Source organism: Atopomonas sediminilitoris (genome assembly GCF_022601735.1).
In the GTDB taxonomy this organism is placed as follows: domain Bacteria; phylum Pseudomonadota; class Gammaproteobacteria; order Pseudomonadales; family Pseudomonadaceae; genus Atopomonas; species Atopomonas sediminilitoris.
The window spans coordinates 67,203-91,126 of the sequence record NZ_JAKUMM010000008.1; the positions used below are offsets into that span (position 1 = coordinate 67,203).

Genomic DNA, 23,924 nt, shown 5'->3' on the forward strand with positions numbered 1-23,924 from the left:
TATACGAATTGCTACACACGGACCCTTATGGCCAACCAACGCGTGCTGCCGAAAACTGTTAAAGGCTGGGTTGATTTACTCGACCGCGCGCCGATCCCCGTTGCCGCGAGCGAGCTAAAAGCCGCCCGCGAAATTGTCGCCAGTGATCGCTTAAGTCTGCGTGATATTGCTGAACGGTTGCAGCAGTTTCCACCGATGGTGCTGCAAGTGATGCGCGCCGCCAACCGTGGCCGTGCCGTGGATAACCGCGCCGAAAGTTTAGAAGTCGCGATTAACCGCCTCGGCCTCGGTAAAGTCGAGCAACTGATCAAGGCCATGCCGAGCAAAGAGCCCGAGCAGCTGCCGCGGGGACTGAGGCAGACATTGATTATATCGCAGCACGCCAGCACCCAAGCCAACGGCTTATTCGCCCAGCGCCTAGCCCGCCTGTGGACCGAAATTCACTGGGGCAGCCTGTTGTTTCTCGCGCCGTGCTGGGCACTGTGCAGCGTCGCCCCCGAACTGTATGAGCAGTGGGAAAAACGCGTTTTACGCCAAGGCGAAAGTGAGGCCAAGGTTGAAAAAGAGCTGCTGGGCATCCGCCTCACCGAGATGGCCGCCAAGCTCAGCGAACACTGGGGCTTACCGGAATGGATCGCCCGCAGCTATGAGCTGCTCGGCCAAGAGCGGCGCTTTTTAGTGAAAGCGCTGCATGTGGCTCGCACCTGTGAAACCCCACAACAGCAACTGCAAAAACTCGACGCCGAGCAAGAATTGGCGATTTGGCTGACGCAACCAGCCAACACCGTATTGCTGGCCAATGCCCTGGCTGTTGCCGCGCATAACCGCTGGGGCAGCGTGCACACCTTGCGCTGGCAGCAACTGACCGCGCTGTATCTGCGTGAGCCGTTGGGACAAGTGCAGGGACTCATCCACCAGTTAGCCGCCAAAAGTGCCCGCCAACTGCCATCCAGTGCGCATTGGCACCCAGCGCAAGCGCTGCTGTGGCCATGGGATGAAGTGCGCTTTAAGCCTGAACCCAAAACTGAACTCAAACCTGAGCCTAAAGCCGAAGCCAAGCCAGCCGCCGCACGCCCAGCCGACCCAGCACGCGAGAACGCCGAGAAAGCCGCCGCGCGCGCACAACTGGCCAAGCAGCTACCACAGTGGAAGACACTGATCGCGCAACTGCAACAAAGCCCATCGCCGTTTAACAGCGTGCTGCAATTAACCCAGTGCGCCCGCGACACTGCCGTCACCTGTGGTATGCAACGTGTTCTACTGCTGCTGCCCAACCGCGAACGCAGCTTTATGGTGGCCCAGCAGTCACACGGCTTTGCCCAACCCTTAAGCAACTTAAAGCTGGAGATCCAGCCCAGCCCCTTACTGCGCAAATTAATGGCTGAGCCGGCGCTACTGCACATCGACTCCAGCAACTACAACCGCTATAGCGCGCACATTCCAGGGCAGCTCAAGCCTCTTTTTGACGGCCAACACCTGCTGCTGCGCTCGCTCAGCCAAGGCGAAAAAGTGGTCATGTTGTTGATCGCCGATGCCGGCGGCAATGCCATCGACGACATGCAGGTGCAAGCCTTTACCCGCACCGCCCAAGCACTGGAAAAAGGCCTGCAGATTTACACCAAGCGCGGCCGTGCCCAAGCGTGACGGTCGCCCCCGCGCCTCAGCTTGGTTAGAATCAGCGGTTCAATCCTGAAGGAGTCGCCATGAGCGCCTTTGCTGATCTGCCGCTGGTCTTAGAGCCCGCGCAACTGGCTGCCCACCTCGACGCGCCAGAACTGATTCTGGTCGACCTGTGCCAGAGCAGCCGCTACCCCGAAGGCCACCTGCCCGGCGCGCGCTACATTGACCCCAAGCGCACCATGGCCGGCCAAGCGCCAGCGCCCGGCTTATTGCCAAGCCTTGAGCAGCTACAAGCCATCTTCACTGAGCTTGGGCATCGTCGCGATGCTGTGTACGTGGTTTATGACGATGAGGGCGGCGGTTGGGCCGGACGCTTTATCTGGCTGCTGGATGTCATCGGTCATCGCCACTACCACTACCTCAACGGTGGTTTGCATGCATGGGCTGGCGAGGGCTTACAGCTAACGCGCGAGATTCCCGCCGCCTGTACGCAACCAGTGCCGCTAACGCTCAGCGATGCGCCGACCATCAGCCGCGAGGCTTTGCAGGCAGAGCTCGGCAACCCTGAGCTGTGCATCTGGGACGCCCGCTCGCCCGGCGAGTACAGCGGCGAGAAAGTGTTAGCCGCCAAAGGGGGCCATATCCCCGGCGCGGTCAATTTTGAGTGGACCGCCGGCATGGATAAAACCCGTGGCCTGCGCATTCGCAGCGACATTGTTGAGGTGCTGATCGCCCACGGCATTACGCCTGATAAAGACATCGTCACGCATTGCCAAACGCATCACCGCTCCGGCTTTACCTACTTAGTCGCCAAAGCCTTGGGCTACCCTCGCGTGCGCGCCTATGCTGGCTCGTGGTCCGAGTGGGGCAACCATCCTGATACCCCTGTGGAAATTTGAGACTGTTATGTCACTGAAAAAAAATCTGTTTATTGCCGCGCAGCACCTGCTGCCGCACCACTTGCTGTCGCGCCTGATCGGCTGCGCCGCCGAATGCCGTGCAGCATGGTTTAAAGACCGCCTGATCGGCTGGTTCGCCAAGCAATACCAAGTCAACATGAGCGAAGCCGCCGTGGAAGACCTGACCGCTTACGAACACTTCAACGCCTTCTTCACCCGTGCGTTAAAAGATGGAGCGCGCCCACTGGACAGCACCGCCGGCAGCATTCTTTGCCCCGCCGATGGCGCCATCAGCCAACTGGGTAAAATCGAGCACGGCCGCATCTTCCAAGCCAAAGGCCACAGCTTCAGCGTGACCGAGCTACTCGGCGGCGACGCTACGCGGGCTGAGCCGTTCATGGGGGGTGAGTTTGCCACCGTGTACCTGTCGCCCAAGGACTACCACCGCGTGCACATGCCATTGACCGGCACCTTGAAGGAAATGATTTACGTGCCCGGTCGTTTGTTCTCGGTTAACCAAACCACCGCCGAAAACGTGCCGGAGCTATTTGCGCGCAACGAACGCGCCGTGTGCATCTTCGACACCGAGCGCGGGCCGATGGCCGTGGTGCTGGTCGGCGCCATGATTGTGGCGGCGATTGAAACCGTGTTCGCCGGCCATATCACCCCACCCAAGCGCGCGCTCAAAGCGGTGCGCTACGATGAAGCCGCACGCCAGCCCATCGTGCTGGAGCGTGGCGCAGAGCTTGGCCGTTTCAAATTAGGCTCCACCGCGATCGTCTTGTTCGGCCCCGAACAAGTTCGCTGGGCGGCACAACTGGGCGAAACCAGCCCAGTGCGTATGGGCGAGCAACTCGGCTTGCCGCACTGAGCCAATCCGCCTCGCTGAGACAGCATAAGGCCGCCTACTTCGGCGGCCTTGTGGTTCTAACGCAGTCCACTGATCCTCATTACGCTGTGGCCAAGCGCTCGCTCACCACAGCGCGCGGCGCGGGCAGCCACAACAGGCGTCGATAGAACCAACGCGCCGGGCCCGCTTGCGGCAGCCCTAACAACGCAAGCCACGCCACCCCGAATAGCGCACCCAGCGCCCAGCCCAGCCAGTGCACCGCCACACTCACCACAATCGCCGAGCCCAGCACCAAGCCAAACACCAGCGCCAATAAGGTCACAACGGTCAGCAGGTTATTCGGCTCGCCGGCACGGTTGGGTAATGTTGCGCCAGCCTGCGCGCGCCCTTTCGCTAGCCACGTCACCATCCAGATGAACAGCACCGGCAACAAGATCGCGCCCATGGCGTACAAAGTCAGCGCAACCGGCGAGAAAAACCACTCCAGCGCCAAGCCCCAATGCCACTGGGCAAACACTTGATGGTCAGCAGATAAAAAGCGCTGATAACCCAAGCCATCCCAGCCGTGCACCAAGATAAATAACATGCCGAAGTAGGCCAACAGCAGATGCCAGAACGCTTGGTAGCTGCGCCCTTGGCGAATCAGCGCGCGACACAGATAAAACCCCAAGATGCCTTGGGTGATATTGGTGACCGCAAAACCCACGCCAAGCCACGTCGGCAGATCGGTTAATTGGCGGGCCACCTGCATGGTCTCCCAGTCCGGAAACTGCCATAGCAGAATCATCCCTGACGGGCCAAACAACAGTGCCAAATACAGCAATGTGCGACTAAAAAAGGGGTTATCTAGCAGCTTCTCGCCCGCCGGCGCAGCGGCTAATTGCCGCGCCGCTGCCAGGGCAAAACCTGCGCCTAGGCCGTAAGACCAAAAAACGTCCACCTGCACCATATTGTTATTCTCCGTGTCATGAGGTTGCGCCGCAGGATGCGGCTGACACGTATTGTGCGAAGCGCCGTTGTTGCCTCCAAGGTCGCCTAGGGCCGACTTGCAACCCTTAAACGCGCACGCTTTGGCCAGATATGACTGAGCACTAGCTACGCGCGCGCCAACGGAAAGGCCAGCACTTGATCGATGTGGGTTAACCCCGCGCTGAGCATGTGCAGACGCTCAAAACCAAGCGCCACGCCAGCGCAATCGGGCAGGCCATGCTCTAGCGCTTGCAGCAAGTGTTCATCCGGCGCGCGCGGGGTTTGCCCCAACGCCTGCTGCTCGGCGCGATCGGCAGCAAAGCGCGCCGCCTGCTCACGCGCGTCGCTCAACTCCCAATAGCCATTGGCCAGTTCGACGCCGGCGACAAACAATTCAAAGCGCGCCGCCACCGGCCGCCCTTGCTCGTCCTCAATCACCCGCGCCAGTGCCGCCTGACTGGCGGGAAAATCGTAGACAAAAGTCGGCTGCTGCAAGTCAGGCTCCAGCACATGGCTAAACAGCAAGTGCAGCCAGCCATCGCGCGATAGCTCGCCCACAAACGCCACATGCTGCCGTGCACAGGCGGCCAACTGCTCAACACTGGCGCTGAACACATCCAGGTCTAGCTTGTCAGCAAACAAGCGGGCGTAGCTGAGGCGAGCCACAGCGCTCGCGGGCAGCAGCGGCAAGACCAAGGCCTCGACCTCATCCATCAACTGCGCGCAGTCAAAACCTGGCCGATACCACTCCAGCATGCTGAATTCCGGATTATGGCGGCGGCCAGATTCACCATTGCGGAATACCTTACACAGCTGCCAGATCGGCCCGACTCCCGCCGCCAACAAGCGTTTCATTGGGTACTCGGGCGAAGTCTGCAAGTACAAATGCTGTGCCGTGCCACCGCCTTCCGGCACAAACTGAGTGGCGAACGGGGTTAACAAAGGGTCCGACACGGGCACCGCCGACAGCGCCGGCGTATCCACTTCGAGCACGTCGCGCGCACTGAAAAAGCCGCGAATGTAGGCCAATAGCTCAGCCCGGCGCTGCAATTGCGTACGGGTCGCGGTGGGCTGCCAAGCGCTCATGCTGGCTCCTTTAGCGTTTTAGGCTGAGGCGCGGCTGACATACTCGCCGCTGCGCGTATCGACCTTGAGCACATCGCCAATCTCAATAAACAACGGCACCTTAACCACCGCCCCCGTGCTCAAGGTGGCCGGCTTGTTACCGCCTTGCGCGGTATCGCCACGCACACCGGGGTCGGTTTCGGTCACCGGCAGCTCAACAAAATTCGGCGGCTGCACGGCAATCGGCGCGTTGTTGAATAAGGTGACTTGGTAGACATCCTGCTCCTTCATCCACACGTGGCTGTCGCCCAGCGCTTTCGCGTCGGCCGCGTATTGCTCAAACGAGCCATCGGTGAGCATGAAGTGCCAAAACTCGCCGTCGTTGTAGAGGTACTCCATGTCCAAATCCATGACATCGGCGCCCTCTAGTGACTCACCAGACTTGAACGTGCGCTCCCATACGCGGCCGCTCATGAGATTGCGAACTTTGACGCGATTGAAGGCTTGCCCCTTGCCCGGTTTGACAAACTCATTGTCCAGAATGGCGCACGGGTCGCCCTCTAGCATCACCTTGAGGCCACTCTTAAATTCGTTGGTAGAATAATTAGGCATGTTTGGCTCACTCTGCAAAATCAGTGGGTTACGCACACTCTCTCGGTGCACCAAGGTCTTACATGATACCCATAGCCACCCGCGCAATTGAACCGCACACCTGGCAACAGCAGCTCAGTGACGCCGTCACCGACCCCGCCGAACTGCTGCACTTGCTTGAGCTAGAGCCGCACTGGCTAGCGCCTGCCGAGCGCGCCGCCAAGCTGTTTGCCCTGCGTGTGCCGCGTGGTTTTATTGCGCGCATGCAGCGCGGCAACCCGCATGATCCACTGCTGCGCCAAGTACTGCCGCTGGCCGAAGAACATATCAGTACGGAAGGCTTTAGCACCGACCCGCTGGCCGAGGCCGCCAGCAACCCAAGCGCAGGCGTGATCCACAAATACCACGGCCGCGTGCTGTTGATTGCCGCCGGTGCGTGCGCCATTAATTGCCGCTATTGCTTTCGTCGCCACTTCCCTTACGCCGACAACCGCTTAAGCCAAAACGACTGGCAAGCCGCGCTGGACTACATTACCGCGCGGCCCGACATTCATGAGGTGATCCTCTCCGGCGGCGATCCGCTGGTGAATAGCGATGCACGCCTCGACTTACTGATCAGCGCGCTGGAAGCGATCCCGCACGTACACACACTGCGCATCCATTCGCGCCTGGCCATTGTTTTGCCGGCGCGGATTACCTCAAGCCTCTGCGCCCGCTTAAGCCGCAGTCGCTTACGGTGCGTGTTAGTCAGCCACGCCAACCATCCGCAAGAAATCGACGCCTCGGTCGCCCTAGCCTTCGAGGCATTGCGCCGCGCTGGCGTCACCCTGCTCAACCAAAGCGTGCTACTGCGCGGCATCAATGACGACGCCGAAATCCTGATCGAACTCAATCTGCGCTTGTTCAATCATGGCGTGCTGCCGTACTACTTGTTTCAGCTGGATAAAGTGCAAGGAGCCGCGCACTTTTTAGTCAGCGACCAAGACGCCGCCGCGCTGATGCGCACGCTGCAACGTCGTCTTCCGGGCTACCTCGTGCCGCGTTTAAGTCGCGAGCAGGCTGGGCAACCGAGCAAAACCTGGCTTACCTTTTGAGCCCAACGCCACCTTAGGTAACATCACTAGAAACAGCACCTTAGACCTTAATGCTGTCGCCAAGCCGAAGATAGCTGCACTGCCGGCGACCAACTGCTAGAGTCAAACAAAAAGTGCGCGACCATTTCAGTCGCAGTTCAGGGTGCCAGCCAGCACCTAGGGGAATTCGCACGAGCATCATGGATAGCAGCAAACCGACCACTTTGTTACGCACCCCAACACCGCGGCAGCCGGCACTGACCTTTGCCGACGCTAACCCGCGTGCGCTGCGTAAATGGCTGGACGAGCTACCCAAAGCGAACCTTGGCGAAACGGCGCGCCTGCTCTACCAAGCCTCGCAAGAAATCAACGACCTGATTTGCCCCGCCGATACGCGCCTGACCATGCTGGAGTCATTACGCGTCGAAGTGGCCTATGTGTGCGGCCAACTGGAGCGTCATTTTCTTAATCGCAGCGTGGTACTGGATGAGCGCGCGCGCAAGGTCGCCAACCTCTGCCAAGCCCTGCAACATCACTTGGCCAATGGCTACAAACTGCTGGCCAATCAGCTAGAAACCAGCAAAGACAAAGACGCCAGCCGCATGTTGGGCCTAGCCTGTTCGCGCGCAATGGCTTGCCTTGGCCAACTGCACCTGCGCGCCTGTCAGTTGTACTGCCCAGTGCCAGAAGGGCTCTGGCAAGACTTGCACCAGCTGCTGCTGCTCGGCGCCACCCGCAAGTTAGAGACCCTGCCCGTCAATGACCCACTGCTGGACGGCCTTGAGCCCAGCTTGCTGCAACGCTACCTCAGCATCTGCTTGCTCGCCTGCGCACGGCCTAACCAAATGCGCCAAAGCGGCATGGAGCGCACCTACATGGCCTTGCTCGACTGGAGCCGGCATGTGCGCTTACGCCAACAGGGGGCCGAACAATGTCTATTTCTGGTGTTGCCTCGCCTCGATGCCCCTCCGCGCTACCGCGCACTGTGGCGTGAACTGCCGCAAACATTGCGCCTGGGCATCGACCCTAGCGAGCTGGCCGATGCACTGCGCGAATACCAATTACTGGCAGAAGACAAACAAGCCAGTTTCCGTCTGCACGTGCCGCGCGAGCTAGGCCCCGACGTTCTTCAACACTTGCAGCAGGCATGGGGCGCAGTGGCCGAGCGCTCATTTCAGCGCAAACCGGTGCAGCAAAAGCAGCTTGAACTGTGCATCGGCATGAGCGCCGTGCACTTTTATTTAGGCCAGCAGCGTGGCTTCGATGACATCCTGCAGCACAAGGTCAAAAGCGCCAGCTTTGAAACAGTCAAAGACGTCGACGTCTGGGCTGGCGCGTTCGATGCCGCGCCCGACGATGACTGGAAGCCAGGCTTTGGCGAGCGCATTGAATACCAGCCCAAAGCTGGCAGCAGCGCCTTTAATCAGGTCGAAGAATGCCCGCACCAACAACCCAGCCACACCTTAGACGTCATCAACCAAAGCCCCGGCGGTTACGGCTTGCAATGGTGTGATGACGTTCCCGATCAGCTACAGGCTGGCGAGTTACTGGCGGCCAATCAACCAGGCCAAGACAACTGGAACTTAGCCGCCGTTCGTTGGATACGCCAAGTGCGTGGCGGCGCCACACAAATGGGCATAGAAATGCTCGCGCCCAAGGCGCAGGCGTGCGGCGCGCAGCTGCTGCGTAAAACCGAGCAAAGCAGCCAGTTTTTACGTGCCTTGCTGATCGCCCCCATCCAAGCCATCTCGCGTCCGGCCACGCTGATCACCCCGCGCCTACCTTTTCAGGAAGGACACAAGGTACTGATCCGCCGCGAAGGCGAGGAATATCGTATTCAACTGGGTCGCCGCCTCACCGCCAGCGGCAGTTTCAATCAATTCGAATACCGTCGCCTCGACCAACCTGACATCAACAGCCAAGAGCCTGCCGGCAAAGAAAAAAGCGGCAAAGGTGCTGGCAACGATTTTGACTCACTGTGGAACACTCTGTAGATTCTGCCGCCATTTTGCGGCTAAATCGCCCTATCTCCTTTGTAAGAACGACGGCACATGGCCCTGGATAAGAAAAAAACTATTCGCCTGCTCATCCTTGAAGACTCGCAAAACGAGGCCGAGCGGTTAGTTAGCTTGTTCCGTAACGCGGGGCGCGCGACCCGCGTGCACCGCATTGTCAGCGCCGAGGATTTAGAGCAGCAACTGCAACAAGGTTGGGACTTACTGATTGCCGCCGCGCACAGTGAAGCGCTCGAACCGCAAGAAGCCTTAGCTGCCCTGCGCAAGCTCGACAAAGACATTCCCTTTATTCAGCTGCTGGAAGACAACGAGCCCGACCGCGTCACCGAAGCGCTGATGTATGGCGCCGCAGACGCGCTGCCCGAAGGTGAAGACGAGCGCCTGGTTTTAGTCGCCACCCGTGAGCTGAAAAATCTAGAAGAACGCCGTGGCCGCCGCAGCGCCGAGATCTCGCTGCGCGAAGCAGAAAAGCGCTGCCAACTGCTGCTCGACAGTTCAGTCGATGCCATTGCCTACATCCATGACGGCATGCACATCTACGTGAACCGCGCGTACATGGAAATGTTTGGCCATGACGATCCGGATGATCTAGCCGCCGAGCCGGTGATCGGCCTGATCGCCCCAGCAGATCAGGCGCAATTTAAAGACTTTTTGAAGCAACATCGCGGCGAGAACACCGACCTCAAAATCAGTGGCGCGCGGGCCGATGGCAGTCAATTCAAGGCCAGCATGAGCTTTTCGCCCGCCACCTACGATGGCGAGCCCTGTACGCAGCTGCTGATTCGCGGCGAAGCGGATAACGCCGAACTCGAAGAGCGTTTGCGTGAAGCAGCCAGCCTCGACCTCGTGACCGGCCTGTTCAACCGCAACCACTTCTTAGAGCAAAGCCAACAACTGGCTGAACGCGTGGTGCAAGCGCAAGGCCAGGCGTGCGTTGGCTATCTGCTAATCGACAACTACACCGAAATCCTTGCCGACATTGGCATCGGCAAACTGGATCTACTGCTGGCCGATATCGCCAACATGCTGCGCCAACAGTTTGCCGCGCCGAGCTTGCTGGCCCGCTTTGGTGATGACGTATTTACCGTACTCACACCCGACACCACGCCTAAGCAACGTCTTGAACACTACACCGCGTTCAGTAACGCCATCACCGAGCACCTGTTTGAGGTCGACGGCCGCACCGTACAAGTGAAGCTTTCCACCGGCTTGGCCGGTCTGAGCGAAGCCACGCACAAAGCCAACCTGGTGATCGAGCGTGCGCACCGCTGCGCCGAAGACGCGCAACAAGCCGGCGGCAATTGCGTGAAAGCCTATGACCCGTCCGTCGAATTGGCCGCCGCAGCCAACCGTGGTGACGTGGTGGCCGCCATCAAGCAAGCCTTGGAGCAAAACAGCTTCCGCCTGATGTTCCAACCGGTGATCAGCTTGCGCGGCGACCCGCATGAGCATTACGAAGTGTTGTTGCGCCTGAAAAGCGGCGACGACAAAGAGATGGACACCACCGAGGTGATTGCTGCCGCCAAGACCGCCAATTTGGCGGAAAAGGTCGACCGCTGGGTGATCCTCAACAGCATCAAACTGCTGGCAGAACACCGCAGCAAAGGCCACAACACACGATTGTTTATCAACTTAAGCGGCCCGAGCCTGCAAGATCCGGGCTTATTGCCGTGGCTAGGCAAAGCCCTCAAGGCCGCCCGCCTGCCGACGGACTCCTTGACCTTCCAGTTCAACGAAACCGACGCGATTGCCTACCTTAGATCTGCCAAAACACTGACCGAAGGTTTGGCCGAACTGCATTGCCAAGTCGCCATCAGTCAATTCGGCTGCGCGGCTAACCCCTTCAATACCTTGAAGCACCTGACGGTGAACTTCATCAAGGTGGATGGCTCGTACGTGCAGGAGCTGAACGACGCCGACAGCCAGCAAGCCCTCAAAGACCTCACCGCCACGATTCATAGCCAAGCCAAGCTGACCATCGTGCCCTATGTCGAAAGCGCCAGCGCGTTGGCGACCCTGTGGCAAGCGGGAGTGAATTACATCCAAGGTCACTACCTGCAAGGGCCAAGCGCAGGGATGAATTACGACTTTGGCGGGGGCGATGAGTAACTAGCTCAAGGCAAGCCACCAACGCTAAACAACACGGCCCGCAATAGCGGGCCGTGTTGTTTAACAGAAGCGTGCTTTATTCGCCTTCGCGGTCGCGATAGCCCAAAAGATAGAGCACACCATCCAAACCCAAGGTGGAAATCGCCTGCTTGGCCGACTGCTTGACCAAAGGCTTAGCGCGAAACGCCACGCCAAGGCCGGCAATCGACAGCATCGGCAAGTCATTCGCCCCGTCGCCCACGGCGATCGCTTGCTCCAGCGAAATACCTTCGCGCTGCGCCAACTCCCGCAACAAGTCCGCTTTACGCTGACCATCCACGATCGGCTCTACCACTTCCCCCGTGACCCGGCCATCGACAATCGGTAGCTCGTTGGCAAACACGTAGTCAAAACCCAACTTGGCCTGAAGGTGCTTGGCGAAATACGTGAAGCCGCCGGACAAAATCGCGGTCTTGTAACCCAAGCGCTTAAGCTCATGCAGCAAGGTTTCCGCGCCTTCGGTCATCGGCAACTGGGCGGCAATATCGGCCAACACCGATTCGGATAAGCCCTTGAGTAGCCCAACGCGCTCTTTAAAGCTGGCCCGAAAATCCAACTCGCCGCGCATCGCCCGCTCGGTGATTGCCGCCACTTGCTCGCCAACACCGGCGGCTTTGGCCAGCTCGTCGATCACTTCTGCCTCAATCAAGGTGGAGTCCATATCGAACACCACCAAGCGGCGATTGCGACGGAAGACCGTGTCTTGCTGGAAGGCGATATCCACATTCAGCGCCTGCGCCACACTCAAAAACTCGGCACGCAATGCCGCTGGGTCCTCGGCTTCACCGCGCACAGAAAACTCGACACAGCCCTTGCTGCGCGACTGATCCGCGCCTAAGGCCACACGCCCAGACAAGCGATCAATGTGGTCGATATTCAAGCCAAAGCGCGCGGTAATCGCGCTCACGGCATGCAGCTGCTCGGCGGTCACTTGCCGCGTAAGCAGCGTAACGATGTGGCGCGACTTGCCCTGCCCGCCCACCCAAGCGGCATATTCCTGCTCGCTCACTGGAGTGAAACGCACCTGCTGATCCATCTTGTAGCCGGTGAAGAGCACTTCTTTCAGCACCCCAGAGGCCTCAGCATTACTGGGAATTTCGACCAAAATGCCAAACGACAAGGTGTCATGGATCACCGCTTGGCCGATGTCCAAGATATTGGCGCCACTTTGCGCCAGCACACCGGTAATCGCCGCCGTCAGCCCCGGACGGTCTTCGCCGGTGATATTAATCAGCACTATTTCGCGCACGCAGGTTCTCCCAAGGCAGATTTAGCGACAGTTTACCTGCAAACCCTGTCGCATCGGCAGCGTTGCGGCTATTACTGCACACAAACGCCCGTTTATACTGCCCAGCAACTTTGCCTTGTGAATATGCCTCCGTGAATCGCCCGCACGCTCCTCGCTCCGATAATGTGTTTGTCATGCTGATTCAGGCCCTGCGCCGCAAGCGCATCAGCCTGAGCTTACGCGTGGCAGCGCATAGCCTCTTTTTGGTGGCCTTCGCCTTGCTGATTTATGCCTGGGTAATGGGCATGCAGTTCCGCCAAGCCATGCAGCAACAAGCGGATGCATTGGGACAAAGCTTGGTGATTCAAACCGGAGCCTCGGCCACTGAGCTGCTGGTCGCCAATGACCTGCTCAGCCTCAACGTACTGCTCAATAACCTGACCAAAAACCCACTGGTGGCGCATGCCGCCATCTACAGCGTTGACAATCGCATCCTCGCTGAAGCCGGTGCTAGGCCGCACGCCTTGATCGGCGAGCCCGAAGGCTTGTACTCGACCAACATCACCTTTCAAGAAGTGATCGCCGGCTACCTGCGCGTCAGCCTCGACATGCGCCAGTTCTATCAGCCGATGACCATCAGCTTACAAAGCATGGGCATTCTGAGCTTGATCTTGATTGCCTTGAGCATTTCGCTGTCGCTGCGTCTTGGCCGCAGCCTCGCCATGCCATTGCAAGAGCTGCGCCTGTGGCTGCGTGACCCCGATGACCCCGCGCCGGGCTCAGCACGCATGGACGAAATCGGCGAACTCTCACGCCAACTGCAAGCCCGCCTCGTGGCTGCCAAACCCGCACCCAGCGTCGAGGTCGCCTCAGCCCCTCAGCTCAATAGCGCTGACACTGACGCAGAAGAAGACCTCGACGACGACTTACGCCACGAGCCGCACTGGGACGACGCCGCCCTTGACGGCCCGCACGATGGACTTGAGCAACACGCGCCTGAAGCACTCAACTTGCCGTGGCAAAGCGCCGAAGATGCCGCAGAGCTTGAAGAGGACCCTGAGCCCGAAAGCTGGCTCGGCGAACTAATCACCCCCGACGAGCAGGATGAGCTGGGCGAAATCCCGGGCGAAACCACCGTGCTGGCAGTGCAATTAGGCGCTCAAGAGCAATTACGCCGCCTGCCGCGGCATCGTCTGGTCGAGCTGCTGGAACGTTACCGTGGCTCGCTTGAGCGCGCGGCGCAGCTGTATAACGGTCAGCTGCACACCCTCAACGATGGCAGCAGCTTAATTTTGTTTCACAGCGACGACTGCGCCGAAGACCACACCGGCAACGCCTTGTGCTGCGCCGAACTGCTCCGCGGTTTGGGCCATGCTTTGCAAGTCGAAGTCGCCGACAGCGGCCTGACCTTACAGTTGCAACTGGGTCTGGCCGTTGGCGACAGTTTGCAAGACCTGCCGCAGGGCGAGCTACTGCTGAGCGAAGCCACCGAAGCCGCCTTGGCTTTGAGCCAGCACAGCCGCAACTTGGTGCTGCTGGATCAATCCATCAGCAGCGAAAGCGACATTCGCCATCGCGCCAAACTGCGGCCGATTACCAGCCCTGCCGGTGCCTGCTGCGTTGAGCGCCTGCTCGAGCCCTACCAAAGCCTGCTCGACAATCAACTCAACCAGATGTTTGAGAGCCCCGCCGAATAACCGCACCGGCGGGCTGACACACGCGTCAGTCCGCCGGTACCGTGCGCTGCTGCGCCCAGTGCCGAAGTGCCTGTAAGTCTTCCGCCATCACCACCGACAACGGCGAGGTCTCTCGCAGCGCCTGAAGCACATGCGCCTGTGCCGCAGCCGCCTCTTGCGCCTGCGCAGCGTACACCGCACTGACGACCGCCTGCTCTATCTCGGCGCCGGTAAAACCATTGGCCGCAGCCGCCAGCGCCGGCAAATCAAACCGCTCTAACGGCAGCTCACGCCGCTCTAGGTGAATCCGGAAGATATCGCCGCGCACCTCTTCCGCCGGCAGATCGACGAAGAACATTTCATCGAAACGCCCTTTACGCACCAGCTCAGGCGGCAAGCGATCGATGGCATTGGCCGTGGCCACGATAAACACCGGTTCTTTACGCTCCGACATCCAAGTCAATAAGGTACCCAGTACACGCTGGCTGACCCCGCCGTCGCCCTCGCCGGTGGCCATGCCTTTTTCGATCTCATCCATCCACAAAACACAGGGCGACATCATGCTGGCCAGCTTTAACGCTTGGCGTAAGTTGCGCTCGGTCTCGCCAAAATACTTGTTGTACAGCGCCCCAAAATCCAGCCGCAGCAATGGCAAGCCCCACAGGCCCGCCACTGCCTTGGCCGCCAAGCTCTTGCCGCCCCCTTGTACGCCGACCAACAGCACGCCACGCGGCACGTCGGCGCCACCTTGGGTGAATGCGCTTTGCCGCTGCCCCAGCCACTGTTTGAAGCGGCGCAAACCGCCAACATCAGCAAAGCGCGCGGTGTCGTACTCAAAGCTCAACACGCCTTCTAAGTCCAACAGTTCAAACTTGGCTTTGTTCAGCTCTGGGATGTCTTCTTGGGTGATCGCGCCGTCATCCACAATCACTTTGCGCGCCAACACGCGCGCCTCGCCATGAGTTAAACCGCGCAGGTTTTTCACCAGCTGGCCTAAGGTGCGGTTGTCCGTGCGCACGCGCAGCCCTTGATTGCTTTGCGTCCAGCGCGCGGCTTCATCGCGCACGATATTGCCCAGTTCGTCTTCACTGGGCAGCGCCAGCTCAAAGCGCGCCGCGTAGCGACGCACCTCCGGCGGCAGCGTCATGGCATGCGACAGCAGAATCAGCGTCGGCGCAAAGGCCTCGCTGCGCATGGCCACCTCTTTTAGTAAACGGATCAGCTTGGGGTTTTGTTCATTCAAATACGGATGCACATCGCACAGCACGTACAAGTTAGGGTGCATGTCGCGGCGGATCAGCTTGAGCGCCTCTTCCGGATTTTGTGATGCCTCGGCATCGGCACTGTCGGCGCCAAAACCCAAGCGCTGCAAGCCATCGACATCCGTCCATTGATACACCGTATGCGAGCGCTTGATCGCCAAACCGGTGATCAATTCCAGCACCCGCGCCTCTTCCCATGACTCGATCAGCACCAGCTTGACCTTGGAGTCCAGCACCAAGCCCAAATCATGAATATCGTTCTTCACCGCCACCCCTTGTGTCGTGCACCCTGTTCGCCAAGAGGATACACTCAGCCGCGCTGAAGTGGCGGCGAGCCGAGCACATGCCGCACACCTTTTGATCCGCAGGAGGCCCCATGGACTGTCTGTTTTGCAAGATAGCCGCCGGCGAAATTCCGGCCAAAAAACTCTACGAAGACGAACACGTCGTGGCCTTTCACGACATCAGCCCGCAGGCACCGGTGCACTTTTTGGTCATCCCGAAAAAGCACATCGCCACGCTGAATGATTTAACCGAAGACGATCGCGCTCTGGCCGGTCACATCCTCTATACCGCCCAGCGTTTAGCGCGCGAGCAAGGGTGTGAGGACGGCTTTCGCGTCGTGATGAACTGCAACGAGCTCGGCGGGCAGACCGTGTACCACATCCACATGCATGTGCTCGGTCAGCGTCAACTGCACTGGCCACCGGGTTGATATGCGCTTTGCTCGACTGATGAGTGCGGCGCTGCTGTGCGCCAGCAGCGTGGCCAGCGCCGCCAGCAACATCGAAGCCGGCAACACGCTGACCGACACCTTGGCTGACGGCAGCAGCGGCCCTCTGCTCGTGGTGGTGCCGGCTGGCGAATTTATCCTCGGCGACAGCTTAGGCCGCGGCAACCACAACGAGCGCCCGCCACGCCGCGTGCCGATCAAGCAAGCCTTTGCCATAGGCGTGTATGAAGTCAGCTTTGCCGAATGGCGTGCGTTTAGCACCAGCACCGGCAAAGCCCTGCCGAATAACGAAGGCTGGGGCTTATCGGATCAACGCCCGGTCATCCACGTCGACTGGCATCAAGCGCAAGCCTATTGCCAATGGCTGAGCCAACAGAGCGGCGCGCGTTATCGCCTGCCCACCGAGGCCGAATGGGAATACGCCGCCCGCGCCGGCAGCCAAAGCTACTTCTGGTGGGGCGATAACGCCGCCCCCAGCAACGATACCCCGCACGCGCACTGCCGTGGTTGCGGCACATCCAGCTTTATTCGCAACAAAACCGCATTGCGCGGGCAGTTTGCCGCCAATGCCTTTGGCCTGTACGACACCGCCGGCAACGTCTGGGAGTGGACCGCCTCCGCTTTTGCCGCGCCCTTTGATGGCAGCGAGCAACAAGTCGCCAGCTTGCTCGACCAACGCCCGCGCGTTGCCCGAGGCGGCGCATGGAACAGCGGCCCGGCGTACTTACGCAGCAGCCTGCGCGACCCGCGCCAAGCCGACCAACGCAGTTACTCATTAGGCCTGCGCGTGGTTCGCGAGCTACCCTGACCTAAATCACTGTGCCGCACCGCATCTGCGGTAAACTGTCGCCACGCACTTTGAGGAGGCGCCCCATGCAGCCCCAACGCCACTATTCCCCGCTTGACCAACTGCTGTTGCAAGCCGACACCGCTTTGCGCACCTTGCTGCCCTTTAGCGGCCAGCCAGAGCGCCCTTCACCTGCGCAAGCGCAACCTGAATGCCAATTGAGCGATGACGATAACCGCCATGTGGCCGGTCTAATGCGCATCAACCACACTGGCGAAGTCTGCGCGCAAGCCTTGTACCAAGGCCAAGCCCTGACCGCCAAACTGCCGCATGTGCGCAGCCGCATGGAGCAAGCCGCACGTGAAGAGGTGGATCACCTTGCGTGGTGCGAGCAGCGACTGCGTCAACTCAACAGCCGCCCCAGCCTGCTGAATCCGTTGTTTTATGGCTTGTCGTTTGGCATTGGCGCGACCGCCGGCCTGATCAGCGACCGCCTCAGCTTGGGCTTTGTCGCCGCCACAGAAGATCAAGTGTGCAAACACTTAGACGAACATCTGCATCAAATCCCACGCAGCGATGCGAAAAGCCGGGCGATTTTGGCGCAGATGCGTATTGATGAGGCCGAGCACGCCGATCATGCGCTTGAGGCTGGCGGGTTGAACTTTCCCACACCGGTCAAACTGGGCATGACCTTGTTGTCTAAGGTAATGACCAAAAGCACCTATCGGCTTTAAGCCCTTGCTCAGCCATAAAAAAAGCGGCTCATTAGCCGCCTTTTTTATGTTTTACGCAGCGCCTTGGGCTTATGCGCCGAGCTCAACAATCTCGTAGTCATGGGTGATTTCCACGCCAGCACGGCCGAGCATGATCGAGGCCGAGCAGTACTTTTCTGCCGACAGCTCTACTGCGCGTTTAACCTGCGCCTCCTTCAGTCCGCGTCCCTTAACCACAAAGTGCACGTGGATTTTGGTGAACACTTTCGGGTCTTCATCGGCACGCTCGGCATCCAGCAGCGCTTCACAGTGCTCAACCGGCTGACGAGCTTTCTTCAAAATGCTCATCACATCGAAGCTGGTGCAGCCACCCAAGCCTAGCAACATCATCTCCATCGGGCGGATACCCATGTTGCGGCCACCGTACTCAGCAGGGCCATCCATCACGACCGCGTGACCACTGCCTGACTCGCCGATAAACATGACATCGCCAGCCCATTGAATTCGCGCCTTCATTCCCGCCCCTTTAGCCACTACACTGAACGAATAAGGCGCGTAGCTTAACACAGGCTATTTCGCCTTCTTGAGTCACTATTTTTTGCGTTATCTGTGTCTCACTTCGACAAAGCAAGCAAACGCTTGTTGGTAAACTGACGCCACCACGCTGACACCATCAGTGAAAAAGGAATATAGTCACCGAATGCCTCTATCAAGGCGAGTGATGACTGATCCCTATAAGAACAACTCGAATCGCTGGATCGCGGTTTCTTCATTGCGGGAATTCTCATGGTTGCTATCGCGCTCACACCAAAAATTAAGAACATCGACAAATTTCTAGGTCACTGCCATCGCCGGCGCTTTACCGCCAAAAGCACCATCATTTACGCGGGCGATCGCTGTGAAAGCTTGTTCTATATCGTTAAAGGCTCGGTCACCATCCTGATTGAGGACGATGACGGCCGCGAAATGATCATCGCCTACCTCAACGCTGGCGACTTCTTTGGCGAGATGGGCCTGTTCGAACGCGAAGGTAACGAGCAAGAGCGCAGCGCTTGGGTGCGCGCCAAGACCGAATGCGAAGTCGCGGAAATTAGCTACGCCAAGTTCCGTGAAATCAGTCAGCAAGAGCCGGAAATCATGCTAGCGCTGGGCCAACAAATGGCCGATCGCCTGCGCGACACCACGCGCAAAGTCGGCGACTTGGCCTTTTTGGATGTCACCGGCCGCGTAGCGCGCACACTGCTGGATCTGTGCAAGCAACCCGACGCCATGACCCACCCCGACGGCATGCAGATCAAAATCACCCGCCAAGAGATTGGCCGCATCGTCGGCTGCTCGCGTGAGATGGTCGGCCGCGTACTCAAGTCCCTCGAAGAACAAGGGCTAGTGCACGTCAAAGGAAAAACCATGGTGGTGTTTGGCACCCGCTAAACAGCGCGCACAAAGAAAAGCCCAGCACATTGCTGGGCTTTTCTTTGTGCGACTGAGTGGCTGGCGTATTAGTCCACGTCCGGCGCGGCTACGATTTTATGCCCGCCAAAGAACAAACGCTGTAGCTCTTCACCGGGGTCTTGGGCACGCATAAAGGCCTCGCCCACTAAGAAGCCAAAGACATTGCTGAGCAACATAAGCTCAACATCGGCTTTGTTCATAATGCCACTTTCGGTGATCAGCATGCGCTCACGCGGCACCCGCGTAAGTAAGTCGAGTGTGGTTTCTAAGTTGACTTCAAAGGTATGCAGATTGCGGTTGTTGATCCCCAGCAGCGGGGTGTCAGTGTATTGCAGTGCCAAGTTCAGCTCAGCGCCGTCGTGCACCTCAACCAATACATCCAAGCCTTGCGCGCTGGCCACTTGCGACAAGTCTTTGAGCTGCTCGCCGTCTAAACAGGCAGCAATCAACAGCACGCAGTCAGCCCCTAAGGCGCGCGCCTCGACCACTTGGTAAGGATCGACCAAAAAGTCTTTGCGGATCACCGGCAACCGGCACGCCGCGCGCGCTTGCTGCAAGTACGCGTCACTGCCCTGAAAGAAATCGACATCGGTTAACACCGATAAACAGGTGGCACCGGCAGCGGCATAGCTCTTGGCAATCGCCGCAGGGTCAAAGTCCTCACGCAGCACACCCTTGCTTGGCGAGGCTTTTTTAATTTCAGCGATCACCGCCGCCTCGCCCGCTGCCGCCTTAGCCTGCATGGCGGCAGCAAAGCCGCGCACAGGATCGGCTTGGGCCGCTCGCGCTTCTAACTCAGCAAAGCTGATCTTGGCGCTGCGCTCGGCCACTTCTTGGTGCTTACGCGCAATAATTTTTTCTAAGATGGTTGGCAGACTCACGCTTGATTCTCCACCGCAAAGACTTGCGTAAAGGCCGCCAGCTCATCGAGCTTTTCTCGCGCCAGACCGGTTTGCAGGGCATCCAACGCCATGTGCACGCCCTCACGCAAGTTGGCCGCCACATCGCAGGCATACAAGGCCGCACCGGCGTTCAAGGCAATCATGTCGGCGGCTTTTTTACCTTCTACCGTGTGCCGTGCGCCAAGCGCCTCACGAATCAAGGCTAAAGAACCTTGCGCATCGGCGACATCCAAGCCCAGCAACGGCTGACTGATCAAACCGACGTCCTCAGGGCGCACTTCGTACTCGCGCACTTCGCCATTTTGCAGCTCGGCGACAAAGGTACTACTGGCCAAACTGAACTCATCCAGCCCATCAGCGGCGTGCACCACCAGCACATGCTCACTGCCCAAACGACCGAGCACCTCCGCCATCGGACGGCACAGCGCGCGGCTAAACACACCAATGACTTGGTGCTTAACGCCGGCTGGGTTAGTCATCGGGCCAAGCATGTTAAATAACGTGCGCAGGCCCAGCTCACGACGCGGGCCAATGGCATGCTTCATTGCGCCATGGTGCGCTGGAGCAAACATAAAGCCGACGCCGACCGTTTCAACGCAGCGCGCCACTTGTTCGGGCGTCAGCCCCAAATGAACCCCTGCGGCCTCCAGCACATCGGCGCTGCCGCTTTTACCGGAAATCGCACGGTTGCCGTGTTTAGCCACGTTGCCGCCGGCCGCCGCCACCACAAACGCGGCAGCCGTGGAAACGTTGAAGATATTCGCCCCATCACCGCCCGTGCCGCAGGTATCAACCAAGGTGCCACCACCGCCGACCGACACGCCATGCGCCAGCTCACGCATCACGCTGGCAGCGCCCGTGATCTCGTCGATGCTCTCGCCTTTCATCCGCAGCGCCACTAAAAAACCGCCAATCTGTGCATCGCTGCACTGGCCGGTCATGATTTCGCGCATGACAGCCTGCATCTCTACAGTGCTGAGGTCTTGGCGGTTAACCACACGATCGAGTGCCGTTTTAATATCCATGTGCGCTCCTTAATAGTGCGGGCCGCTTAGCGGCGACCACCGCTTTGTTTGAGGAAGTTAGCGAACAGCTCGTGGCCCTGCTCCGTCAGGATTGACTCAGGGTGAAACTGCACGCCCTCGATGACGTAATCACGATGGCGCAGGCCCATGATTTCATCGGGTGTACCGTCGTCATGCGCAGTCCACGCGGTAATCTCTAAACAGTCCGGCAGACTTTCACGCTTAACCACCAACGAGTGGTAGCGCGTGACGGTGAGGGGGTTATTCAAGCCTGCAAACACACCATGATTGGCATGCAACACGGGACTGGTCTTGCCGTGCATCACTTGCCGCGCGCGGACCACTTCGCCGCCAAAGGCTTGGCCGATGCTTTGATGCCCAAGGCACACGCCGAGAATCGGCAACTTGCCGGCAAAATGCTTAATCACCGCCAGCGACACACCGGCTTCATTGGGGGTACACGGGCCTGGGGAGATCACAATGCGCTCAGGCTCCAGCGCGGCAATCTGCGCGACACTGAGCTCATCATTGCGTACCACTTTCACCTCAGCCCCCAACTCACCGAGGTACTGCACCACGTTGTAGGTGAAAGAGTCGTAGTTATCGATCATTAGCAACATAAGAAACTTCCTGCGCATCCCTAGATGGATGCTTCGAACTGTTCAGTCAAGATGGCAAAACGGCGCCGCTAAAACGGACAAAGAAGTAGGCTCACCAGCGCCAACGGGCTAGGGCCTTGAACAGGCAGGGGAAGTATCGAATAGCAATCACAGTGGAGCCTCGCGTTAACAGCGCAACCTTAGCGCAGCCTCCGCAGGCAAACAAGCCGCGCGCTGCACGCGCGGCTTGTTGAGGCGCTTAACGCAGCAGGTGCAGGAAGTGCATGTGCTTGTGGTACTGGTCGACGATATCGCCGATCACGCCGTCTTTCGACCAGCCCATGATGTCGTAATCCTGTCCGCCTTCACGCAGGTGTACTTCAGCGCGGTAGTACTTTTGCGCTTCATTCACTTCGCTCTCGGCCACATCGGCATTCAGGAAGGCAGGCCGCACATGGCCGCGCGACCAAACACGGTAAAGGAAGTCGATCTCCTCGCCATGGCCGACACTCAAGCTCACACGGCCTGGGCCAATGCTGCTAACGCGCGCTTCAATGCCTTTGCCGGATAGCTCTTGCGCCACCTCATCCATCGCCGGGCGCACTGTGTCATCAATGAAGCGCTGTACGCCTTCTTGCGAGGGGTAGTCGATGATACTGTGCAGGCGCTCTTTCCATGAGCCGCTGACCTGCGGCGGCCCCATTGGCGCAACGTTGAGCTGCAAGCTCTCGCGCTTGTACAAATCCACCCGCAGCGCCTTGATCAGACCATAGGTCGCCACCAGCAGCACCACGGCAAATGGCAGCGCACTGGCAATGGTCATGGTTTGCAACGCGCCCAGGCCGCCAGCCAGCAACAGCACAATCGCCACCACGCCTTCGCCTGCGGCCCAGTACACGCGCTGCCACAGCGGGGTGTTGTCATGCCCGCGCGAGCAGAGCATGTCGACCACCATGGAGCCGGAATCCGACGAGGTCACGAAGAACACCACCACCATGATCATCGCCACGATCGACAACAGCCCTGACAGCGGGAAGTGCTCAAGGAAGGCAAACAAAGCCAAAGCCACATCATTCGAGACCGCCTCACCGAGCGCCGCTTGGCCTTGGTTGAGGATCAGCTCAATCGCTGAGTTGCCGAACACGGTCATCCACATCAGGGTGAAACCAGTGGGCACAAACAACACGCCCATGGCGAACTCACGAATGGTACGACCGCGCGAAACACGGGCGATAAACAGCCCCACAAACGGCGCCCACGACATCCACCAGCCCCAATACAGAATGGTCCAACCGCCGATCCAATCGGTTTTTTGGTAGGCAAACAGGTTGAACGTGTTGCTGACGATATCCGCCACATAGGCGCCAGTGTTTTGCACAAACGCTTGCAGCAAGAACACCGTCGGGCCGAGCAGCAAGATCACTGTAAGCAGCAGCACCGCCAAGCCCATGTTGAGCTCGGACAAAATCTTAATGCCCTTATCCAAGCCCGTGGCCACGGACAAAATCGCCAGCATGGTCACGCCAATAATCAGTGCGATCTGCGTGGTCACACTCACCGGCACATCAAATAAATGATTAAGCCCTGCGTTGACCTGCATGACGCCGTAACCCAGCGAGGTGGCAACGCCAAACACGGTACCGATCACGGCAAACACATCGACAGCATGGCCAATCGGGCCATAAATGCGTTCGCCAATCAGCGGATACAAGGCCGAGCGCAGCGTCAGCGGCAAACCATGGCGGTAGCTAAAGAAGGCCAAAATCAACGCGACGATGGCGTAGATCGCCCACGCATGCAGACCCCAATGGAAGAAGGTGATCTTCATCGCCGCGCGCGCGGCCTCGACACTGCCGCCCTCGCCCACCGGCGGTGACAGGAAGTGCATGACCGGTTCGGCCACACCAAAAAACATCAAACCAATACCCATGCCCGCCGAGAACAACATGGCGAACCAGGTGACGTTGGAGTAATCCGGCGTGGAGTGATCAGGCCCGAGCTTGATTTCGCCATAACGCGACAAGCCCAAGAAGGTGACGCTGAGCAAAATCAACGCCACCGTCAGCACATAAAACCAGCTGGCATTGACCACGATGACCGACTGCAAGGCCTTAAACAGGCTGTCGGCTGTCTCTGGCAGCAATGCGGCAAACAGCACCAGAGCGATAACCAAAAAAGACGCCGGATAAAACACCGGCGGATGAAATCGCGCTTGGGCAGGGCGATCTGTAGGGACGTTATTCATTAACAGGACTCTCCATAGTGAGTCACCCCATTATAGAGAGCCTGCAGGAATACGCTTTTTCACAGCGGACGC

At 59.0% G+C, this 23,924-nt stretch carries 21 protein-coding genes; 11 read left to right on the forward strand and 10 right to left on the reverse strand.

Features of this window, described 5'->3' with window-relative positions:
• Window positions 1–27: 27 nt before the first annotated feature.
• From MKI83_RS13320 to asd, 3 genes are read left to right on the forward strand one after another with little or no spacing between them, the layout of a single operon-like run.
• Window positions 28–1,644: an HDOD domain-containing protein gene (locus MKI83_RS13320; protein WP_241587228.1), complete on the forward strand. Its 1,617-nt coding sequence runs from the start codon at window positions 28–30 to the stop codon at window positions 1,642–1,644.
• A 59-nt stretch (window positions 1,645–1,703) separates the two neighbouring features.
• Window positions 1,704–2,519: a rhodanese-like domain-containing protein gene (locus tag MKI83_RS13325; RefSeq protein WP_241587231.1), complete on the forward strand. Its 816-nt coding sequence runs from the start codon at window positions 1,704–1,706 to the stop codon at window positions 2,517–2,519.
• A gap of 13 nt (window positions 2,520–2,532) precedes the next feature.
• The gene (gene asd, locus MKI83_RS13330; protein WP_272493066.1) at window positions 2,533–3,390 is read left to right on the forward strand and encodes an archaetidylserine decarboxylase; all 858 of its coding nucleotides are present in this window, start codon (window positions 2,533–2,535) and stop codon (window positions 3,388–3,390) included.
• A gap of 79 nt (window positions 3,391–3,469) precedes the next feature.
• Here the strand turns inward: asd and MKI83_RS13335 are convergent, their stop codons facing one another.
• From MKI83_RS13335 to efp, 3 genes are all read right to left on the reverse strand, one after another.
• Complete coding sequence (locus tag MKI83_RS13335; RefSeq protein ID WP_241587236.1) at window positions 3,470–4,318, reverse strand: hypothetical protein; 849 nt, start codon at window positions 4,316–4,318, stop codon at window positions 3,470–3,472.
• A 146-nt stretch (window positions 4,319–4,464) separates the two neighbouring features.
• Window positions 4,465–5,424, reverse strand: a complete 960-nt coding sequence (gene epmA, locus MKI83_RS13340) for an EF-P lysine aminoacylase EpmA (RefSeq protein ID WP_241587238.1) — start codon at window positions 5,422–5,424, stop codon at window positions 4,465–4,467.
• Window positions 5,425–5,442: 18 nt separating this feature from the next.
• On the reverse strand, window positions 5,443–6,015 hold the full coding sequence (efp, locus tag MKI83_RS13345; RefSeq protein ID WP_241587240.1) for an elongation factor P: 573 nt from the start codon (window positions 6,013–6,015) through the stop codon (window positions 5,443–5,445).
• A 62-nt stretch (window positions 6,016–6,077) separates the two neighbouring features.
• Between efp and epmB the strand changes: the two genes are divergently transcribed.
• The 3 genes from epmB (at window position 6,078) to MKI83_RS13360 (ending at window position 11,191) form a co-directional block, all read left to right on the forward strand.
• A complete protein-coding gene (gene epmB / locus MKI83_RS13350) occupies window positions 6,078–7,088 on the forward strand; it encodes an EF-P beta-lysylation protein EpmB (protein ID WP_241587242.1) in 1,011 nt (336 codons plus the stop codon).
• A 179-nt stretch (window positions 7,089–7,267) separates the two neighbouring features.
• Window positions 7,268–9,061, forward strand: coding sequence for a cyclic-di-GMP receptor FimW-related protein (locus tag MKI83_RS13355; RefSeq protein WP_241587244.1), 1,794 nt, complete (start codon window positions 7,268–7,270; stop codon window positions 9,059–9,061).
• A gap of 57 nt (window positions 9,062–9,118) precedes the next feature.
• Window positions 9,119–11,191, forward strand: a complete 2,073-nt coding sequence (locus tag MKI83_RS13360; RefSeq protein ID WP_241587246.1) for an EAL domain-containing response regulator — start codon at window positions 9,119–9,121, stop codon at window positions 11,189–11,191.
• A gap of 76 nt (window positions 11,192–11,267) precedes the next feature.
• Here MKI83_RS13360 and serB read toward each other — a convergent pair whose 3' ends face one another.
• Entirely contained in the window at window positions 11,268–12,479 is a 1,212-nt protein-coding gene (serB, locus tag MKI83_RS13365; protein WP_241587249.1) for a phosphoserine phosphatase SerB, read from the reverse strand.
• 173 nt (window positions 12,480–12,652) lie between these two features.
• Between serB and MKI83_RS13370 the strand changes: the two genes are divergently transcribed.
• A complete protein-coding gene (locus MKI83_RS13370) occupies window positions 12,653–14,155 on the forward strand; it encodes a histidine kinase (RefSeq protein ID WP_245399769.1) in 1,503 nt (500 codons plus the stop codon).
• 25 nt (window positions 14,156–14,180) lie between these two features.
• On the opposite strand, the gene MKI83_RS13375 is transcribed toward MKI83_RS13370, so the two are convergent.
• Window positions 14,181–15,662, reverse strand: coding sequence for an AAA family ATPase (locus MKI83_RS13375; protein ID WP_241587256.1), 1,482 nt, complete (start codon window positions 15,660–15,662; stop codon window positions 14,181–14,183).
• 110 nt (window positions 15,663–15,772) lie between these two features.
• On the opposite strand from MKI83_RS13375, the gene MKI83_RS13380 reads away from it, so the two are divergent.
• The 3 genes from MKI83_RS13380 (at window position 15,773) to coq7 (ending at window position 17,650) form a co-directional block, all read left to right on the forward strand.
• Window positions 15,773–16,111 carry a histidine triad nucleotide-binding protein gene (locus MKI83_RS13380; RefSeq protein WP_241587258.1) on the forward strand — a complete coding sequence of 113 codons (339 nt, stop codon included), beginning with the start codon at window positions 15,773–15,775 and terminating at the stop codon, window positions 16,109–16,111.
• 1 nt (window position 16,112) lies between these two features.
• Window positions 16,113–16,937 carry a formylglycine-generating enzyme family protein gene (locus MKI83_RS13385; RefSeq protein WP_241587260.1) on the forward strand — a complete coding sequence of 275 codons (825 nt, stop codon included), beginning with the start codon at window positions 16,113–16,115 and terminating at the stop codon, window positions 16,935–16,937.
• A gap of 65 nt (window positions 16,938–17,002) precedes the next feature.
• Window positions 17,003–17,650: a 2-polyprenyl-3-methyl-6-methoxy-1,4-benzoquinone monooxygenase gene (coq7, locus tag MKI83_RS13390; protein WP_241587262.1), complete on the forward strand. Its 648-nt coding sequence runs from the start codon at window positions 17,003–17,005 to the stop codon at window positions 17,648–17,650.
• Window positions 17,651–17,719: 69 nt separating this feature from the next.
• Here the strand turns inward: coq7 and MKI83_RS13395 are convergent, their stop codons facing one another.
• Window positions 17,720–18,145, reverse strand: coding sequence for an OsmC family protein (locus tag MKI83_RS13395; protein WP_241587264.1), 426 nt, complete (start codon window positions 18,143–18,145; stop codon window positions 17,720–17,722).
• Window positions 18,146–18,415: 270 nt separating this feature from the next.
• On the opposite strand from MKI83_RS13395, the gene crp reads away from it, so the two are divergent.
• The gene (gene crp, locus MKI83_RS13400; protein WP_241587266.1) at window positions 18,416–19,060 is read left to right on the forward strand and encodes a cAMP-activated global transcriptional regulator CRP; all 645 of its coding nucleotides are present in this window, start codon (window positions 18,416–18,418) and stop codon (window positions 19,058–19,060) included.
• Between the two features lie 68 nt (window positions 19,061–19,128).
• Here the strand turns inward: crp and trpC are convergent, their stop codons facing one another.
• From trpC to MKI83_RS13420, 4 genes are all read right to left on the reverse strand, one after another.
• Complete coding sequence (gene trpC / locus MKI83_RS13405; protein WP_241587268.1) at window positions 19,129–19,962, reverse strand: indole-3-glycerol phosphate synthase TrpC; 834 nt, start codon at window positions 19,960–19,962, stop codon at window positions 19,129–19,131.
• The gene (trpD, locus tag MKI83_RS13410; RefSeq protein ID WP_241587270.1) at window positions 19,959–21,008 is read right to left on the reverse strand and encodes an anthranilate phosphoribosyltransferase; all 1,050 of its coding nucleotides are present in this window, start codon (window positions 21,006–21,008) and stop codon (window positions 19,959–19,961) included. The genes trpC and trpD overlap by 4 nt, the downstream gene beginning before the upstream one ends.
• Before the next feature lie 26 nt (window positions 21,009–21,034).
• Window positions 21,035–21,628, reverse strand: a complete 594-nt coding sequence (locus MKI83_RS13415) for an aminodeoxychorismate/anthranilate synthase component II (RefSeq protein WP_241587272.1) — start codon at window positions 21,626–21,628, stop codon at window positions 21,035–21,037.
• A gap of 238 nt (window positions 21,629–21,866) precedes the next feature.
• Window positions 21,867–23,852 carry a BCCT family transporter gene (locus MKI83_RS13420; protein WP_241587274.1) on the reverse strand — a complete coding sequence of 662 codons (1,986 nt, stop codon included), beginning with the start codon at window positions 23,850–23,852 and terminating at the stop codon, window positions 21,867–21,869.
• Window positions 23,853–23,924: the final 72 nt, after the last annotated feature.

What these genes read in the sequence shown, in the direction of transcription:
- MKI83_RS13320 (WP_241587228.1), top strand. Translation starts at nt 28, where the DNA reads ATGGCCAACCAACGCGTGCTGCCGAAAACTGTTAAAGGCTGGGTTGAT.
- MKI83_RS13325 (WP_241587231.1), top strand. Translation starts at nt 1,704, where the DNA reads ATGAGCGCCTTTGCTGATCTGCCGCTGGTCTTAGAGCCCGCGCAACTG.
- MKI83_RS13335 (WP_241587236.1), bottom strand. Translation starts at nt 4,318, where the DNA reads ATGGTGCAGGTGGACGTTTTTTGGTCTTACGGCCTAGGCGCAGGTTTT.
- epmA (WP_241587238.1), bottom strand. Translation starts at nt 5,424, where the DNA reads ATGAGCGCTTGGCAGCCCACCGCGACCCGTACGCAATTGCAGCGCCGG.
- efp (WP_241587240.1), bottom strand. Translation starts at nt 6,015, where the DNA reads ATGCCTAATTATTCTACCAACGAATTTAAGAGTGGCCTCAAGGTGATG.
- epmB (WP_241587242.1), top strand. Translation starts at nt 6,078, where the DNA reads ATGATACCCATAGCCACCCGCGCAATTGAACCGCACACCTGGCAACAG.
- MKI83_RS13355 (WP_241587244.1), top strand. Translation starts at nt 7,268, where the DNA reads ATGGATAGCAGCAAACCGACCACTTTGTTACGCACCCCAACACCGCGG.
- MKI83_RS13360 (WP_241587246.1), top strand. Translation starts at nt 9,119, where the DNA reads ATGGCCCTGGATAAGAAAAAAACTATTCGCCTGCTCATCCTTGAAGAC.
- MKI83_RS13370 (WP_245399769.1), top strand. Translation starts at nt 12,653, where the DNA reads ATGCTGATTCAGGCCCTGCGCCGCAAGCGCATCAGCCTGAGCTTACGC.
- MKI83_RS13380 (WP_241587258.1), top strand. Translation starts at nt 15,773, where the DNA reads ATGGACTGTCTGTTTTGCAAGATAGCCGCCGGCGAAATTCCGGCCAAA.
- MKI83_RS13385 (WP_241587260.1), top strand. Translation starts at nt 16,113, where the DNA reads ATGCGCTTTGCTCGACTGATGAGTGCGGCGCTGCTGTGCGCCAGCAGC.
- coq7 (WP_241587262.1), top strand. Translation starts at nt 17,003, where the DNA reads ATGCAGCCCCAACGCCACTATTCCCCGCTTGACCAACTGCTGTTGCAA.
- MKI83_RS13395 (WP_241587264.1), bottom strand. Translation starts at nt 18,145, where the DNA reads ATGAAGGCGCGAATTCAATGGGCTGGCGATGTCATGTTTATCGGCGAG.
- crp (WP_241587266.1), top strand. Translation starts at nt 18,416, where the DNA reads ATGGTTGCTATCGCGCTCACACCAAAAATTAAGAACATCGACAAATTT.
- trpD (WP_241587270.1), bottom strand. Translation starts at nt 21,008, where the DNA reads ATGGATATTAAAACGGCACTCGATCGTGTGGTTAACCGCCAAGACCTC.
- MKI83_RS13415 (WP_241587272.1), bottom strand. Translation starts at nt 21,628, where the DNA reads ATGTTGCTAATGATCGATAACTACGACTCTTTCACCTACAACGTGGTG.
- MKI83_RS13420 (WP_241587274.1), bottom strand. Translation starts at nt 23,852, where the DNA reads ATGAATAACGTCCCTACAGATCGCCCTGCCCAAGCGCGATTTCATCCG.